Raw genomic sequence first — 15641 nt, 5'->3', positions numbered from 1 at the left:
GCGGTGAACCCGGCCGACACCGCGTGAACACCGCAGCCGGCGGTGGTCGGCACGGCAAGTGCGAGGATGTGAACATGGCTGCTGCTCCGGTCGTCACCACGCCGGAACCCGCGGATGCCGCCCGGCTCTACGGCCGGGAGGCGGACTTGGCCGAGCTCGACCGGCTGCGCGAGGCCGCCCGCGCCGGTGCGGGCTCGGCCCTGGTGCTGTTCGGTGATCCCGGCATCGGCAAGTCGGCACTGCTGGAACGAACACGACTGCGGGCCAACGGATTCCGGGTCCTGTCCGGTCGCGGCACCCCGGGCGAAGCCGTCCTGGCCTTCGCTGGCCTACGCGAACTGCTGGACCCGATCACCGACCGCATCGACGCGCTGCCCGCGCCGCAGGCTCGTGCGTTGCGTGGTGCGCTCGGGCTGGATTCGCCGTCGGTGGCCGACCGTTTCCTCGTCGGCGTCGCCCTGCTGACCCTGCTGTCGGACCTCGCCACCGAGGAACCGGTGCTGGTGCTCGCCGACGACGCCCAGTGGCTGGACGCGCCGTCGGCGCAATGCCTGTATTTCGTGGCACGACGCTGCGCCGACGAACCGCTGCTCATGCTGTTCACCGCACACACCGACCCCGCGGGCGGGCCCGCCGACGGATTGCCCGCCCACCAGTTGGGTGGCCTCGACGAGGCCAGCGCGGGCGAGCTGCTGCGGCATGCCGATCCCCGCATGAGTGCCGAACGGGTGGCGGCGGTACTGCGCCTGACCCTCGGAAATCCGCTCGCCCTCCAGGAATTGGCCGCCACCGACGACAGCGAACCCGACCCCGCCGCGCCCGGTCTGATCCAGGTCGGCCCGCGGTTACACCGGGCCATCGGAGCGCGCGTCGCCGCCCTGGCACCCGCCGCGCGCCTGCTGCTGCTGACCGTCGCGGCCGAGGAAAGCGGTGAGGCACAGGTCATCCGGCGCGCTGCCGCCGATCTCGGACTGACCGACGCCGCCTGGGACGAGGTCCTCGACGCGGAACTGATCGTCACGGCTCCGGGCCGGATCACCATGCGCCACCCACTGATTCGCGCCGTCACCTACGAGCAGGCGACCGACCCGGACCGCATCGCCGTGCACCGAGCCCTGGCCGAAGTGCTGCGGGGCGCCGACGCCGACCGCTGGGCCTGGCATGTCGCCCGCGCCACCACCGGCCCGAGTGAGACCGTCGCGGCCCTGCTCGAGGAACGCGCCCTGCAAGCTTGGGATCGCGGCGGGCCGTTGCCCGCCGCCAAGGCGCTGTGGCAGGCGGCGGGCCTCTCACCCGACGACGCGGCGGCCGGACGCCGCCTCGCCATGGCCGCCCGCGCCGCCTGGGAGGCCAGCGACGTGGCGGGCACCCAGGACTACCTGGCCGAGGCGACGGCCCGGACCGGCAGCGCGGCGGTGGTGCGAGCCAGCGGCGGGCTGGCCGCGCGCATCGACTTCGCCTTCGCTGATGCCACTCACGCCCGCGCCGCACTGCTGGCTGCCGCCGAGCTGACAGACCCGGCCACCTCCGACGAATTGCGTTATCTCGCACGGCGATCTGCCTGGGAGAGCGGGGAACCGGGGCTCGAGCGGGGGCTACTCGAAGTGCCGTCCGACGGTGAACCGACGCCGTGGCAGGTGCCTTCGGCCACCATCGCGCTGGCCATGGGCCGGATCGGGCCGGAAGCCGAGTTGCTGCGTCGCGCGGTCACGATGCTGCGAGCGCGCGGTGACCGCGGCTGGCTGTCGTCGATGCTGGCGCATTCGTCGATCGTCGAACTGGCGCAAGGCCGTTGGGACGATGCCACCGTCGACGCGACCGAGGGCCTGCGCCTGTCGGAGGAGATGGGCGGCATTCCGGCGTCATCGTCGCTGAGCCTGAACACGCTGGCCTGGCTGGCGGCCGCGCGCGGCGACGAGGACACCTCCACCGCGTTGAGCGAACGATCGCTCGCGATCGCGGTGGCTCGGGACTCTCCCTTGCAGATCGGCTATGTGTCCTGGCATCGAGGATTCAATGCCCTGAGCGCGGGCAAACCCGAAGCGGCCCTGGGCTTTCTGGCCGACACCATCGATCCGGACGCACCCGGCTGTCACCCCACGATCGCCGCGCTGGCCGCACCCGACGCGGTCGAGGCGGCGGTACGCACCGGCCGGGTCGACGTCGCCGGAGCGCATCTCGCGATCCTGGAACTGTGGGCCGAGCGGACCGCCGCACCCTGGGCGATCGCGGCCACCGCGGTATCGCACGCCCTACTCGTCGACGGCCCGGCGGCGGAGGAACTGTTCCAGGCGGCGCTCGCGGTGCCGGAAGCCGCCGATCGGCCCTTCGCGCACGCCCGCGTGCAACTGCTCTACGGGGAATGGCTGCGCCGCGCCCGCCGCCGCGCCGACGCCCGCATCGAACTGACGGCCGCGCGGGAGATCTTCTATCGCCTGGGCGCGACGCCCTGGCGGCAGCGCACCGACGATGAACTCGCGCTGTCCGGCGACCGCCGGCGGGAAGCGCCCGGCCCGTCCGGCGACGACCTGCTCACCCCGCAGGAACTGCGTATCGCCCGGCTGGCCGCAGGCGGCCTGACCAATCGCGAGATCGGTGCTCAGCTGTTCATCAGCCCCCGCACGGTCGGCCATCACCTGTCCCAGGTCTTCCCCAAGCTCGGGCTCGCCTCGCGAGAGGATCTCGCCGCCATCGACTTCGACCACGGGATGCGGTTGACCCGATGACCGATCCCGCGACCTATATCGCCCCCGCCGCCCGCTCCTACCGTTCCTGACAGCGGCCGGTCACCCGACCGGCCCGGACGGCGAGGAGAACCGACGTGACCGAAAAACCCGCCATTGTCCTGGTCCACGGCTTCTGGGGCGGTGCCGCCCACTGGGCGAAGGTGATCGGCGAGCTCGACCGCCGCGGCTACGACGCGCTGTACGCGGTCGACAATCCGCTCACCTCGTTGGCCGCCGACGCCGAACGCACGAGTCAGCTGGTGCGGCTGCTGGATCGGCCCGTCCTGCTGGTCGGGCACTCCTACGGCGGCGCGGTGATCAGCGAGATGGGGACGCTGCCGAACGTGGCCGGGCTGGTCTACATCGCCGCCTTCGCCCCGGACGCGGGGGAGAGCCCCGGTGGGCTCAGTCAGGCGCGGCCGCCGCAGGCCATCGCCGACCTGGCCACCGACCAGTTCGGCTACCTGTGGATTCCGCAGGACCGCTACCACGACGATTTCTGCCAGGACCTGCCCGCCGCCGAGGCGCGGGTGCTCGCCGTCACCCAGAAGCCGCCGCTGGCAACGACTTTCGGCGATACGGTGACGGATCCCGCGTGGCGCGCCAAGCCCACCTGGTATCAAGTGTCCACCGCCGACCGCATGATCGACCCGGACAACGAGCGGATGATGGCCGAGCGCATGAACCCGCGCAAGACGATCGAACTCGACGCGGGTCACGCCTCGCTGGCCTCGCGACCGGTTCCGGTGGCCGACCTCATCGACGAGGCCGCCGCGTCCCTCTGACCATCGGTCCCGCTGAAAATCGAAGGAGAAGGCCATGATGCCGATCATCAATCTGGGTTCCGCCGCCCTCAATCTCGCCGACGTTGTGGCCGGTCTGGGCGCGAACGTCACCTACCTGTTGCAGGCGTGGGGTCTCATCCCGTGAGCCGGTTCAGCCGAGGCTGAAGGGCTTGCCCCACAACGTGATCCAGCTGATCACATGGTCGGTCTCGACTTCCACGCTGATGAAGGCGCGGGCCGAGGCCGCGCCGGCGCAGCCGCCGAGGGCGATGGTCTCGTCGCTCCAGGCCACCGAGCCGCTGTCGCCACTGAACTTGTTGCGGAAGTAGTGGATTTCGTTGCCGAAGTCGTCGGGCTGCTCGACGTCGAGCAGGTAGAACGACTGCGCCTGGCCGGGGCCGAGGGTCAGAGTGCCGCCGCCGGTGCCGGAGACCGCGGGGGTGTGGGTGGCGTCGAGGGAGCCGTTCTGGGTGCCGTCGACGCCGCCGCCGGAGATGTCGATCTGGCAGCCGACGGTGTAGCCGGGATAGATCTTGCCGCCGGTGGCGGTGCTGTCACCCGAAATGTCCACGTGCGCGGTGCCCGACACCCAGGCATTGCGGTGCAACGGAGTCGAACCCAGCGAGGGATTGAGGTCGGCGGATTCGCCGTCGAGCCGGATGCGCACGACGGTGCCGTCCGACAGAGTTTGGGTGAGATCGCCGCCGGGCAGCGGGACCAAGGTGTCGGCCGCCGACTGCGCCGCGTGGCCCAGGCTCAGCAGTGCGACGGTGAGGCCCACGCCAACCACGCGGGTCGTGAGGTCGAGTCTTCTCATGCGATGCTCCCGAGGAAAGATGGTGTGCGGTCGTCGGTTTCGGCTCAGCCGAGGCTGAACGGCTGCCCGTAGAGGACGGTCTTGGAGTAGTGGTCGCCGACGACCTCCACCACGGTGTAGGCGCGGGCCTGCGCGAATCCGGCGCAGCCCTCGACGTGGATCTCGGCGTCGCGGTACTCCACGGCCCAGGTGCCGGGCTCGGTGATGTCCTTCGAGTCGATCTGCACGAACTTCACCTGTCCCGGACCGAGATTCAGGCCCAGCGACCCGGCCGCGCTCGGGCCCGAAAGGCTCACGCCGCCCGAAACGCCGGCTGAGATGGCGTCTTTCGCGATATCGACCTGGCAGCCGACGAGGTAGCCGGTATTGATCTGCGATGCCCCGTGCGTGGAGGAGTTGTTGGAGCCCGGCGTGTTCAACGCCCCGTTGTTCGGGCCCGACTGCGCCACCGGGGCATTCGGCACGTCCGCGCTCGCGCGCCCGGAAACCCACACCACCCGGCCGGTGCCATTGGCGGCCAGCGACCGCGAGATCACCGCCTGTTCGCCCACGCGGGTGATCACCACGCCGTCCGGTCCCGCCTTCTCGCCGTCCGACAAGGGCACGAACGTGTCGGCGTCGGCCGCGCCGACGGACAGCACGCCGACCCCGACGGCCACCGCGAGCCCGACGCCCGCGCATCGGGCGACGCGGCGACCCGCTCGAATACTGTTCACAACAATCCTCTTTCCCTGCCGATCCCGGTCATTTCGGTGGCTGCGCGCGAAATATTCGCGGCGCCGCACGATGATTCGCGTGAATGGCCGGGTCGGTCAAACTCGAATGGCGTCGAGTGGCGTTACTCACGCCGATCCGATTGCCATTCTGCAAAATTCGAAGACAGGAATGCTGTTTGCAGGAACACCGCCTGTCCGATGGCCGATAGCGGCACCCATCCGGTGACCGATATCGCCTGAACTACGTACTGCTCGACCGATGCGGCAATCGCAAGGAATTCATAGCGTCGCCTTTATGAAACCTTTCGACCGAGATGTCGTGCGGCACCCCGTGGCCGCTCGCCCGGCCCTGCCCGGCGCCCTGCGCACCGCACCCCGCTCGCTGCCGCCGCGCATGGGGGCGCTCCCCACCCGCGGCGTCCATCCGCACCAGCTCCCACCCACCCGTTCCGCCGTCGAACCTCCGGGGCGGCAACGGGTCCTGCTGGCCGACGCCGAACCCACCCGCCGCGAATCGATGGCCCGCAGCCTGCGTGCCGCCGGGTTCGTGGTGCACACCGCCGCCGACGGCGCGGAGGCGTTGCGCGTGATCACCGCGTATCACCCGACCGCCGCCGTCCTCGACCTGGACCTGCCGGTGCTCGACGGCGCGTCGGTGGTGATCGCGTTGCGGCAGACCGGGAGTCGGGTGCCGATCTGCACGGTCGGGCCGGCGGAGGCAGCGGACCGTGCGGTGGCCATGCTCGAGGCCGGGGCCGACGACCACGTGCTGCGCCCGGTGACCATGCCGGAGCTGGCCGCCCGGGTGCGGGCGCTGGTGCGGCGCGTCGAGCACGGGGCCCGGCACAGCGGGACCCTGCACGTCGGGGAGTTGGAGATCAATGTGCCCGGCCGTCGGGTCTGTCGCGACGGCGTGGAGATCACGCTCACCCGAACCGAATTCGATCTGCTGGCCCTGCTGGCCCGGGCCGCCGGAGTGGTGGTGACCCGGGAGCGACTGCTGGAACAGGTGTGGGGTTACGACCCGAAAAGCGGCTCGAGCGTGCTCGACGTTTTCATCTGCTATCTGCGCCGGAAACTCGAGGCGGGCGGCAATCCCCGGATGCTGCATACCGTGCGCGGTGTCGGATACGTCCTGCGCCCGTGCTGATGCCGGCCTTGGGAATGCGTTCAGGTCTTCTTTCGAAGGCGATTCACCGGCGTCGCCGCTGTTAGCTTCGCTGTCGTTTTCCTTTTCACCCGAACAATTTACGGAGGAGTACTCGGTTTTGCTTTCCCCTTCGATTCGCCCGGCATCGGCGCGGCTGGCGGTGACAGCCGTGCTGTCGGTCCTGACGCCGTTCGTCGTGGCCGCCGGTCATCCCGCCGCCGCCCCCGACAGTGATCGCCTGGTGCACCTGCAGGTGCATTCCGCCGCCATGGGCAAGGACGTCACCGTCGATGTGCAGCGCCCGGCCGACACCGCACATCCCGCGCCCACGCTTTACCTGCTCAACGGTGCGGGCGGCGGTGAGGACGCGGCCACCTGGGAGGAACAGACCGACGCGCTGAGCTTCCTGGCCGACAAGCACGTGAATGTCGTTGTGCCCATTGGTGGTAAGTGGTCCTACTACACCGACTGGCGCGACGAGGATCCGGTGCTCGGCGTCAACAAGTGGTCGACCTTCCTGACCCGCGAGCTGCCGCCGGTGATCGACCGGATGTTCGCCACCGACGGCGTCAATGCCATCGCCGGGCTCTCGGCCTCGGCGACTTCCGTTCTGCAACTGCCGATCTCGGCCCCCGGCCTGTACCGTGCCGCGGCCGCCTACAGCGGCTGCGCGCAGATCAGCGATCCGGTGGGCCGGGCGTTCGCGGTCACCGTGATCAGCGCGGGCGGCGGCACCGCCTCGAACATGTACGGCCCCGCCGGGGATCCGATGTGGGCGGCGAACGATCCGTACGTGCACGCTGATCAACTGCGTGGGCTGAAGCTGTTCATCTCCAGCGGCACCGGAGTACCCGGCCGCTACGACACTCTCGACAACCCCCGCCTCGACGGGCAATTGGCGACCCTGCTCGACCAGGACGCGGTGGGCGGCACCCTGGAAGCGGCCGTCAACTGGTGCACCCACAACCTCGCCGACCGGCTCGACACCCTCGACATCCCGGCGACCGTCGACTTCCAGCCGACCGGCACCCACTCCTGGGGGTACTGGCAGGACGAGCTGAAGACGTCCTGGCCGGTGCTCGCCGCCGGGCTCGGACTTCCGGAGTAGCCGATGACCCTCACCTTCCGAAATGTCTGTGGCACTGCCGGAACCGGTGCCGTCACCGTGCTCGCGGCAGGGATCATGCTCGCGACTGCGACCGCCCAGGCGCAGCCGATAGTCGACACCGGACCCGGCGGCGAGGTCGCCATCTCCGCCCCGCCCGGGCAGTGGTGGAAATGCGCACTGTACGACGGACTCCCGCCGCGCGTGACCGGGCTGCCGCCGGTCGTCACCTCCGCCACCACCGCGCAATTCCCTTCCGGCACGGTCGTTCTCGTCGATTGTGCGAGTACTTACGCGCCGATCATCTGGCTTCAACTCCTGCGCACCGAATGAACGGAGAATTCTCATGCTGATAGTGCTCGCGGCCATTACCGCGCCCTTGTGGATACCCGTCGCGGTGATCGTGGCTCCAATAGTCGCCTTGGTCGGAGCCCTGCCGGGATGATGTCCATGGACTACCGAATCCGGTTGATTTTCAAGCGATCCGGAGCCCACCGCGACTATCGCTGCAGTCGCGCCGATGCGGAGCGTTTCGCCGCCCGCTTCGGCGGTGCGACGGACCCCGATGTGATCATCACCCCCGGCTGCGCGCCGCACCTGCCGCCGCTGCCGCGCGAGCCGCTCTGGGCATCCTGACGTGAGAAAAGAACTGCGCGGGCATCATCGATGCCCGCGCAGTTCGCGTTATCCGATCAGTCGGTCGGTCAGTGCGGCTGCTGCAGCTGCTGGATGAGCAGTGCGATGCCGCCCGCGGCGGCGGCCGCGGAACCTACGGCGGCCGAACCCATGACGGCGGAACCGATCGGACCCAGGGAAGAACCGGCAGAACCCATGTGCTGAATCACTCCTTGTGTGAATTGATTTCGTGACGATTCGAACGTATCCACGCGAGGAATATCGGGGCAACGAATTTAACTCTACCCGAATGGAATTCGAAGCCGAGAGCGTCGAACACTGTTGTTTCCTTCGGGCTGTCTTGGATATTGCCTTCGAAAATTGCCGGGCGGACAATGGCCCGGCTACGTTCGATGATGTCGCCGAGAATCGTTCTGGCGGACAGTAATTCACCACAATTGACAGGAGAACAGAAATGCCTGGTTCGTCGATGGGTTCCGCCGCTCTCGGTTCCGCTCTGGGTTCCTCCGCGCTGACCCTCGCGGCGGTGCTGACGGCCATTCCCGCGAACATCGTCACCATGATGGGCGCCGGAGCGCACTGATCTTGCTCACCCCGGCGGCCCGTGTGGGCCGCCGGGCGGTCGCCTCGTACGGTGGGGGCATGGGCGAACGCGTGGTGATCATCGGTGCGGATGCGACGGGCATGGCGGCGGCGTCTCAGGCGCGCAGGCTGAAAAGTGCCGCCGATCTCGAGATCGTGGTGTTCGAGCGAGGGCATTTCACGTCGTATTCGGCCTGCGGGATTCCGTATTGGGTGGGCGGGGATGTCGGCGAGCGCGATGATCTGATCGCGCGGACGCCCGAGGAACACCGCGCGCGGGACATCGATCTGCGCCTGCGCACCGAGGTCCTGGAGATCGATGTCGACGGGCAGCGGGTGCGCTGGCGCGAACTCGACACCGGGCGTGAGGACTGGATCGGCTACGACAAACTCGTGATCGCCACCGGCGCGACACCGATCCGTCCCGCGTTGCCGGGCATCGACTTGCCCGGGGTGTACGGAGTCCAGACTCTCGACGACGGCCAAGCTCTCATTGCAGCACTCGAATCGATCCCGGGTCGCCGCGCGGTCGTGGTGGGCGCCGGCTACATCGGCGTGGAGATGGCCGAGGCGCTGATCAACCGCGGATTCCAGGTCACCATGATCAGCCGCGGCGGCGAGCCCATGGCCACCCTCGACCCGGACATGGGCGTGCTGATCCGCAAAGCCATGGAGGGCATGGGAATTCAGGTCGTCTGCGGCGTCGAACTGTCGGCCGTGCACACCGACGCCCAGGGCCGCGTCACCGGCGTCGCCACCGCGGAGGCCGAATATCCCGCCGACGTGGTGGTGCTCGGCATCGGCGTGCGCCCCACCACCGAACTGGCCCGCGCGGCCGGACTACCGCTGGGGGAGTCCGAGGGTCTGCTCACCGATCTCGCCATGCGGGTGCGCGGCCACGAGAACATCTGGGCGGGCGGCGATTGCGTGGAGGTCCTCGACCTCGTCTCCGGCTCGCTGCGCCACATCCCCTTGGGCACCCACGCCAACAAGCACGGCCAGATCATCGGCTCCGGCGTCGGCGGCGACTACGCCACCTTCCCCGGCGTCGTCGGCACCGCCGTCAGCAAGGTCTGCGACCTCGAGGTGGCCCGCACCGGCCTGCGCGAACGCGACGCCCACGCCGCGGGCCTCCAATTCGTCACCGTCACCATCGAATCCACCAGCCGCTCCGGCTACTACCCCGGCGCCGCCGTCATGACGGTGAAAATGCTCGCCGAACGCCGCACCGGCCGCCTCCTCGGCGTCCAAATCGTCGGCCGCGAAGGCGCCGCCAAACGCATAGACACCGCCGCCGTAGCCCTCACGACCCGCCTGACCGTAGACCAAATAGTCGCCCTCGACCTCGGCTACGCCCCACCCTTCTCCCCGGTCTGGGACCCCATCCAGGTAGCCGCCCGCAAGGCCGTCACCGCGGTCCGCCGGGACGCCGTGACGTCGTAACGCCGGGGTCGCCCGGCCTGCCGTCCCGGTTTCAGAGATCTGAAACGATAATGTCTCTGAAAGTGCTGCGGAGTTGGCGCGGAGTGGTCAGAATTGACCTTGTTCGAAACTCCGCCGGGAACAGAGGGATTGGACGATGAGTAGGCTGGTGTCTTCGTGCGCGTCGATCCTGGTCGCGGCCGCGGTGGCCGGGACGGCGGTGGCCGGTACCGCGAAGGCGGAGCCGCGTGGGGGTTCGTCGTGCACTCCGTATACCGCGATCATGGCGCCGGGGACGTGGGAGACGCGGTATGACGCAGATCCGAGCGTACCGGTGGGGATGCTCAGGCCGATCGGGGATGGGCTGCAGCAGCAGCTCGGGGGCGATGTCACCGTGCTCTACGCACCGTATGCGTCGAGTGCGTTCGATCAGGGGTTCAGCTATGCGCAGTCGTTGCGCACGCTCGAGTCGCAGTTGACCCGGATGGTGAGCGGGTTGTGTGCGTCGACGCGGCTCATTCTCGCGGGGTACAGCCAGGGCGCGGACGGTGTCGGGGACTTCGCTACCGAGATCGGCAATGGGGAAGGACCGATCGCCGCGGATCGGGTGGTCGGGGTCGGGCTGCTGGCGGATCCGCATCGTGATCCGAATACCACGCTCTCCCTGGGAGATCCGCAACCTGGGCACGGGATCGCCGGGACTCGGAGTCAGAGTTTCGGCGCGCTGACCGATCGGGTGCGCACCCTGTGTGTCGAGGGTGATCTGTACTGCTCGCTCAATTCCGCCGCGTCACCGTTCCTCGCGGCACTCGGCAAGGTGCTCAGCGGTGACGACTCGCCGATCGCCTCGGTCATTCCCGTGACCACCGACTCCACCACCCTCATCGCACAGGCGGTGAAGGTGGGTGCGGGCTGGACGGCGACCGCGGCCAAGCTGCCCGGCCTGATCACCAGTCTCACCACCCTGCCGGATCTGATCGGAGCCGGCGATTTCACCGCCGCGCACCAGATCACGGCGGACCTCGATGCCGCACTGGCCCCGACGATCAAGGCGGCCGAGGGCGTCGATCTGCCGCTGATCGCCTCGGTCATCCGCGCGGCCGCCGCCGTTGATCCCTCCGGCTGGACCGCCGCCGAGAGCATCATCGCCGACCTGATGACCCGCATCGACCTGCCTCGCATCGCGGCCGATGCCGGGCAGCTGCAGGACACGCTGTGGCGCACGGTCGAATCCATCACCGGCGAGGGCCCGCACGTCTCCGGCCAGCTGGCCGCCCTCACCCAGACCGGCTTGGATCTGGCGGGAGCCGTCATCGGTCCCTTCACCTCCGCGGTTCGCGGCAATCTGCATGCCGCGGTCCAAACCGTTCTCACCTTCACTTCTCTCGACCGCCTCGACGAGCTCTCCCGCCTGACCACCCAGGGCTTCGCCCTCGCGAACTTCTACGCCTCCAACGCCCACGTCGACTACGGCGCCGACGCCCAGATCCTGCTCGATTACCTGGGCTCGCAAGCGGGTTCGTAGCGATCAGCCGATGCGCACGACCCGCGCCCAGCCCGGGGGAGTGGCGGGAACATAGTGGGGATCGTCTTCGCTCCACGCGGATTCGCGGCGGAACAGTCCGATGATGGTGCGGCAGGACGGTTTTGCGGCAGGCCAGGCGGTCTGGCCGTCGGTGAGAACGACGACGACGTCCGGGTGGGTGCGCAACGCCTTGGTGAATCCGGTGCGCAGATCGGTGCCGCCGCCCCCGATGAGCGGGATGCCCTCGGCCCGGCACAGCGGGTCGGCGATCCGGGCGGCCGTGTCGCAGGACAACACCTTCACCAGGTCACGGCGGCCACCGACGGTGCGGATCACGGCGGCGGTTTCCAGTAGCGCACTGCCCAATTCGGCGTCGCTGACCGACGCGGAAGTGTCGATGACGATGCTGACCCGGGGCGGATTGCGGCGCAGGCTCGGCAGCACGATGCCCGAGAGCGCCGCCGAGCGCCGGGCGGGACGGCCGTAGGAGTAGTCGTCACCCGCGCCGCCCGCCGAGACCGCCGAGCGCAGTGCCGCCCCGAGCAGTTCCCGCCACGGTTGCGGCGGGTGCATCGCCTCCTCGGCCCAGCGTCGCCAGCCTCCGCGTCCGTTGCCGGGATGGCCGATGATGGCCTGCGCCACCCGGAATCGCACGCCGTCCCGTTCCTGCTCGCTGAGCCCGTCGGCGTCGTCGGGACCGAGATCCCACTCGCGGTCGAGGCCGTCCGCGCCGCTGCCGCAGTCGAGCCAGGCCATGTCCTGGGTGCGGTAGCTCAACCGGAACTGCTGCAGGTAGTCCTCCATGAGCTCACCGGCCTTCAGCCCCAGCCGCGCGGGCGTCACCGCGTCCGCCGGTTCGATCAGCCCGTCACCGAACGCGTCATCGTTGATCTCGGCGTCCGCGGCGATGTTCATGCGCAGCCGCTCCGCCGCGCCGGTGAGGTTGTGGCGCTTGGCGAATCGGTCGCTGCGCCCGTGATGGTCGCGCAGCAGATGCGACACCTCGTGCACCAGCACCGAGGCCAGATCCTCGACCGAACGCTGGGCGACGAACACCGGGGACACATAGCAGCGCCAGTACCGATCCACCGCCATGGTCGGGGTTCGCGGCGACTCCACCAGATGCAACGCGAACAGCGCGGTGGCCAGGAACGGCCGGGCGCGTACGGCGGAAAGGCGGGCGGCATACAGTTTGTCGCGATCCAGTCGCGCGGTCTCGCTCATACCCGCACCGCCTCGGCGGCGGCCCGCGCCTCCTGCGCCGCGACCCGGTTCGCGGCCTGCTCCGCGCTCCGCGACACCGACACCATGCCCGCCAGCTCCTCGATGGATCGCGGTATGTCCCAATCACTTCGGCGCAGGGTGGCGAGGGTGGTCGCGGGCACCACCACCAGGTCCGGCGCCCCGGTCTCGACGGCCTTGACCAGCAGCGCCCAGGCCGCGTCCCAGCGGGTGCGATCGGGCCGGTTGTGGACCGCGGCCACCACGCCGTCGAGCACCACCTGCCGCAGATCGCCGCGCTCGGGCAGCACGGCGGCGGCCGGATCGGCCAAGAGCGTCTCCGGATCGGGCAGATCCAAACGGTCGATGCAGGTGAGCAATTCGAAGCCGGGACCGTCACCGACCGTGCCGCGCACCAGCTTCGACAACACATCCGCGCCCGAACCGGCCGCCGTGGCGAAGGCGATCAACCGCAGCGCCATCTCCCAGCTGCGCGGTGACGCCCACGCACCACCGCGGCGGGTCTCGCTGCTCGGCATCTGATGGACCAGGTTGGGCCGCGCGGCCAGCAGCGTGCACACCGCGCGCCGGGCGAAATCCACTGCCCCCGCGAGCTTTCCGGGATCCAGCGCAGGCAGTGTCGCGCGCGGCCAGGTCCCGCGCAGCCCGCGCACCACCACCTCGTGATCGTGGGTCCACTGCAAATGCACGAAGCGGTTGGCCAGCGGCGGACTCAACTCCCAGCCGTCGGCCGCCGAGGAGCGCGGATTGGCGGCGGCGACGATGCGGACCCCGGCGGGCAGTTGCAGCGACCCGATCCGCCGTTCCAGCACCAGCCGCAGCAGCGCGGCCTGCACGGCGGGCGGCGCGGTGGAGAGCTCGTCGAGGAACAGCAGCCCGCGCCCGGCCCGCACCAGCCGCACCGCCCAGTCCGGCGGGGCCATCGGGACGCCCTGCGATGCCGGATCGTCGCCGATGATCGGCAGACCCGAAAAGTCGGAGGGCTCATGGACACTCGCGATCACGGTGGTGAGCGGCAGGTCCAGGGTTTCGGCGAGCTGGGTCAGCGCGGCGGTCTTGCCGATGCCGGGCTCACCCCACAGCAGCACCGGCAGGTCGGCGGCCACGGCCAGAGTCAGGGCTTCGAGTTGGATGTCGGGGCGTGGTTCGGTGGTCGTGTCGCCCAGCAGGTTCAGCAAATCACCGGCGATATCGAGTTGGGAGGGGTGGGCTCGATCGGAATCGGGATGGTTCGAGGTAGTGCAAGTCATGAGTGAATCACCTTGGGGTAGAGGGAGGTTCAGGTTGGATACGTCCCGGCGAGGGGCCGGGCTTCTCGTCGTCGTAGGCCGGAAAGCGGCGATGGCGGCAGCGGGCACGGGTCGGCCCCGACGAAGCATCGCCGGGCTGGCCGCTGTGGGGGCGCCACCTCAGCGGGGAGTGTCCCCGGTTCAGACGCGGGCAGCGTGCCGTGGATGTGTGCGGTGCGGTGGGCGGGGCTTGCGCGGCATGCGCGGGCCGGAGCCGGTCAGTCCGGCGCGGAACAGTCCGTAGGTGATCCGCCGCTTCGCGACCGCCTCGAAGGCGTCACGCAGCGCACCGGCGCGCAGCGACGCGCCGGGGCCGAGCAGGCCGTCGACCACGGCCAGCGCACCGGCGATATCGCCGTGGCGCAGGCGTTCTCGAACACCGGGGAGGCAATCCGGGTGCCGGTGTGCCCGATCGATGGCCTGCAAACACGGCAGGGGAGTGCCGCTCAATGCGACCAGCAGTTCCTCGCGCCGAATCTCATCCACCGGATGATCCAGCGCGGTCAGCACACCGTCCCGCAACCCGATGCGATGCCGCTCGCCCCGGCAGTCGACCACCCGCGGATCGATGGACAGGGTCGTGCCGCAGGCAATCTCGGTCGACCCGTGACTCCCTGCTGTCCGCGGCGGGTTGGGGGCGAGGGCGGCGGCCACCAGCGGATGCAGCTGCTCGAGACCGATCGCACCGGCGCGCAGCAACGCGAGATCCGGCAGTGTCCAGGTTGCCGCATGCGGCAGCACCGGCAGCGCGGATGCCCGGTCGCGGGGATACTCTGCCGCGATCTGTAGTGCCGGAGGATGATTCGGGCGCTCCATCAGCTCCACAACCAGCCGGTGCCGTGACCCAGCCCGGATCACCAGTGGCCCGTCGCCGCCTTCGGCCTGTATCAGCTCCGCCGCCTCGGCCGCCCATCGGTCGACGGCGCAGCCCGCCGGTGCGGTCAGTGCGAACTCCGGAACCGGCCCGGGATGCTCCCATTGTGGCCGGTGCGGGTCGAGCCCGAATTGCCGATCGGGTGGCGCGGCTGCCGTGGGCATCGATCCGGATTCGACATCGAATTGCGTTGCCCCGGAGCGGGTTCGCAGTTCATTGCTGCGGCGAGCGTCCCACAGGTGTCGGTGCAGGTCTAGTCGGAAACGCCGATCGGGTGGCGCGTGTGGATGCAGGCCGCCACCGGAGCGGGATTCGTCCCACAGCGCGAGGCTGATCCGCTGACCGGCATCCGCCCATGCCGGTGCGGTACGTACGACGAGGTGTACCGGACCGGCACTGTCGCAACGGGTTTCATCATCGCTGTGGTATCGGGCCAGGGTCAGAGTGAGTCCCGGTCGCAAGAGTCCGTCGGGGGCGATCCTGGGCATATGCCAGCGCAGGAGGTCTGGGGCGAGGTGTCGCAGATCGGCCCGAACCCGCGCCGCGAGCGTGCGGCCATGAGTGCGTGCCAGGGTCCGCAAACTGATGTCGACGTCGAAACCCGCTGCGGCACAAGCCCCGCCCCAGTCACCGACGGTACGCCGGGCAGTCGCGGTTTCGATCATGGAAGGCGGCACGGCGAACTCCCGCACGCGCAGCCAGAGAGAAATTCGGGAATCCATCCCGTTCGCAAGGAGCATCAGCGCTCACCGATTGCGAACGAGACCCCCAA

At 69.5% G+C, this 15641-nt stretch carries 15 protein-coding genes; 9 read left to right on the top strand and 6 right to left on the bottom strand.

From position 1 onward, the window contains the following. The first annotated feature begins 74 nt into the window (after positions 1-74). Together ACYVN4_RS12385 and ACYVN4_RS12380 are read left to right on the top strand one after the other, a co-directional pair. The gene (locus ACYVN4_RS12385; protein ID WP_460720398.1) at positions 75-2726 is read left to right on the top strand and encodes a helix-turn-helix transcriptional regulator; all 2652 of its coding nucleotides are present in this window, start codon (positions 75-77) and stop codon (positions 2724-2726) included. 95 nt (positions 2727-2821) lie between these two features. Further along, the gene (locus ACYVN4_RS12380; RefSeq protein WP_460720396.1) at positions 2822-3511 is read left to right on the top strand and encodes an alpha/beta hydrolase; all 690 of its coding nucleotides are present in this window, start codon (positions 2822-2824) and stop codon (positions 3509-3511) included. 151 nt (positions 3512-3662) lie between these two features. On the opposite strand, the gene ACYVN4_RS12375 is transcribed toward ACYVN4_RS12380, so the two are convergent. Both ACYVN4_RS12375 and ACYVN4_RS12370 read right to left on the bottom strand, forming a co-directional pair. Then, positions 3663-4328: an MspA family porin gene (locus tag ACYVN4_RS12375; protein ID WP_460720394.1), complete on the bottom strand. Its 666-nt coding sequence runs from the start codon at positions 4326-4328 to the stop codon at positions 3663-3665. A 44-nt stretch (positions 4329-4372) separates the two neighbouring features. Next, positions 4373-5050: an MspA family porin gene (locus ACYVN4_RS12370; RefSeq protein WP_460720587.1), complete on the bottom strand. Its 678-nt coding sequence runs from the start codon at positions 5048-5050 to the stop codon at positions 4373-4375. Positions 5051-5438: 388 nt separating this feature from the next. On the opposite strand from ACYVN4_RS12370, the gene ACYVN4_RS12365 reads away from it, so the two are divergent. The 4 genes from ACYVN4_RS12365 to ACYVN4_RS12350 all read left to right on the top strand — a co-directional run bounded on the left by ACYVN4_RS12365 (position 5439) and on the right by ACYVN4_RS12350 (position 7935). Then, positions 5439-6194, top strand: a complete 756-nt coding sequence (locus ACYVN4_RS12365) for a response regulator transcription factor (RefSeq protein WP_460720585.1) — start codon at positions 5439-5441, stop codon at positions 6192-6194. Positions 6195-6312: 118 nt separating this feature from the next. Further along, a complete protein-coding gene (locus tag ACYVN4_RS12360; protein ID WP_460720392.1) occupies positions 6313-7302 on the top strand; it encodes an alpha/beta hydrolase in 990 nt (329 codons plus the stop codon). A 3-nt stretch (positions 7303-7305) separates the two neighbouring features. After that, positions 7306-7632, top strand: a complete 327-nt coding sequence (locus ACYVN4_RS12355; RefSeq protein WP_460720390.1) for a hypothetical protein — start codon at positions 7306-7308, stop codon at positions 7630-7632. Positions 7633-7749: 117 nt separating this feature from the next. Next, positions 7750-7935, top strand: a complete 186-nt coding sequence (locus tag ACYVN4_RS12350) for a hypothetical protein (protein WP_460720388.1) — start codon at positions 7750-7752, stop codon at positions 7933-7935. 68 nt (positions 7936-8003) lie between these two features. Here ACYVN4_RS12350 and ACYVN4_RS12345 read toward each other — a convergent pair whose 3' ends face one another. Next, positions 8004-8132 (bottom strand): hypothetical protein, encoded by a 129-nt coding sequence (locus ACYVN4_RS12345; RefSeq protein ID WP_460720386.1) that lies wholly within the window; start codon positions 8130-8132, stop codon positions 8004-8006. Between the two features lie 257 nt (positions 8133-8389). Between ACYVN4_RS12345 and ACYVN4_RS12340 the strand changes: the two genes are divergently transcribed. From ACYVN4_RS12340 to ACYVN4_RS12330, 3 genes are all read left to right on the top strand, one after another. Then, positions 8390-8518, top strand: coding sequence for a hypothetical protein (locus tag ACYVN4_RS12340; RefSeq protein WP_460720384.1), 129 nt, complete (start codon positions 8390-8392; stop codon positions 8516-8518). 59 nt (positions 8519-8577) lie between these two features. Continuing rightward, positions 8578-9960 carry an FAD-dependent oxidoreductase gene (locus ACYVN4_RS12335; RefSeq protein WP_460720382.1) on the top strand — a complete coding sequence of 461 codons (1383 nt, stop codon included), beginning with the start codon at positions 8578-8580 and terminating at the stop codon, positions 9958-9960. A 136-nt stretch (positions 9961-10096) separates the two neighbouring features. Then, positions 10097-11464, top strand: coding sequence for a cutinase family protein (locus ACYVN4_RS12330; RefSeq protein ID WP_460720380.1), 1368 nt, complete (start codon positions 10097-10099; stop codon positions 11462-11464). Between the two features lie 3 nt (positions 11465-11467). Here the strand turns inward: ACYVN4_RS12330 and ACYVN4_RS12325 are convergent, their stop codons facing one another. From ACYVN4_RS12325 to ACYVN4_RS12315, 3 genes are all read right to left on the bottom strand, one after another. Next, complete coding sequence (locus tag ACYVN4_RS12325) at positions 11468-12688, bottom strand: vWA domain-containing protein (RefSeq protein ID WP_460720378.1); 1221 nt, start codon at positions 12686-12688, stop codon at positions 11468-11470. Beyond that, complete coding sequence (locus ACYVN4_RS12320; protein ID WP_460720376.1) at positions 12685-13956, bottom strand: AAA family ATPase; 1272 nt, start codon at positions 13954-13956, stop codon at positions 12685-12687. Before ACYVN4_RS12320 ends, ACYVN4_RS12325 begins: the two co-directional genes overlap by 4 nt. A gap of 180 nt (positions 13957-14136) precedes the next feature. Next, entirely contained in the window at positions 14137-15609 is a 1473-nt protein-coding gene (locus ACYVN4_RS12315) for a hypothetical protein (RefSeq protein ID WP_460720374.1), read from the bottom strand. Positions 15610-15641: the final 32 nt, after the last annotated feature.

The organism is Nocardia heshunensis (assembly GCF_054782115.1).
The sequence above is the reverse complement of the archived record's forward strand: the minus strand, read 5'-3'. Positions and strand labels throughout refer to the sequence as shown.